Origin of the sequence: Spiroplasma sp. DGKH1 (assembly GCF_040940205.1) — a bacterium.
Lineage (GTDB): Bacteria > Bacillota_I > Bacilli_A > Mycoplasmatales > Mycoplasmataceae > Spiroplasma.
Genome location: NZ_JASTWG010000011.1, coordinates 1 through 994 on the forward strand (window position 1 = coordinate 1; position 994 = coordinate 994).

The 994-nt window shown below is 61.1% G+C and carries 2 pseudogenes; both read left to right on the top strand.

The window, feature by feature from the left end:
- Window positions 1-235: pseudogene (locus QPK10_RS06680) on the top strand (M23 family metallopeptidase); the annotation flags it as partial.
- A 136-nt stretch (window positions 236-371) separates the two neighbouring features.
- Window positions 372-994: pseudogene (gene secA, locus QPK10_RS06685) on the top strand (preprotein translocase subunit SecA); the annotation flags it as partial.

The following is a 994-nucleotide window of genomic DNA, read 5'->3' on the forward strand; positions in this document are numbered from 1 at the left end:
CAAGAACGGCTATGGCAACGTGGTCGAGGTCGGGCACGCCGATGGCTACACCACGTTGTATGCCCATAACCAGAAGAACCTGGTCGAGGTCGGTGACCTGGTCAAGCGCGGCCAGGTGCTGGCCAAGGTCGGCAGCACCGGACGCTCCACCGGCTACCACGTACATTTCGAAGTGATGAAGGATGGCCGGGTAATGAATCCGCAAAGCTTCATCGCACGCGCGTCTGTTTCCGAGTGAGCGACGCGCATTGATCTGCTGTACTTTTCTCATACCCGTTTCCGGGTAGAATGTTCCCTTTCATGCCGTTGATCGGCACGGGCCGCCGGATGGGTGAGCCTTCCATTCCCCACGTGTGGATGACCAAGTCGATATGTTTGCGCCTTTGTTGAAGAAACTCTTTGGAAGCAAGAACGAGCGTGATGTAAAGCGCATGGCCAAGGCTGTACAGGCCATCAATGCGCTCGAGCCCCAGATGGTGGCGCTCTCCGACGAGCAGTTGAAGGCGAAAACGGCTGAATTCCAGCAGCGCTACGCCAAGGGCGAAACGCTCGACCAATTGCTGCCCGAAGCCTTCGCCGTGGTTCGCGAGGCTGGCAAGCGGGTGATGGGCATGCGCCACTTCGACGTCCAGCTGATCGGTGGCATGACCCTGCACGACGGCAAGATCGCCGAAATGCGTACCGGCGAGGGCAAGACCCTGGTGGGCACCCTGCCGGTCTACCTCAACGCGCTGTCCGGCAAGGGCGTGCACGTGGTCACGGTGAACGACTACCTGGCGCGCCGCGACGCCAACTGGATGCGCCCGCTGTACGAGTTCCTCGGCCTCAGCGTCGGCGTGGTCACTCCCTTCCAGCCGCCGGAAGACAAGCGCGCCGCCTACGCCGCCGACATCACCTACGGCACCAACAACGAATTCGGCTTCGATTACCTGCGCGACAACATGGCCTTCAGCCTGGACGACAAGTTCCAGCGCGCGCTGAACTTCGCCGTGGT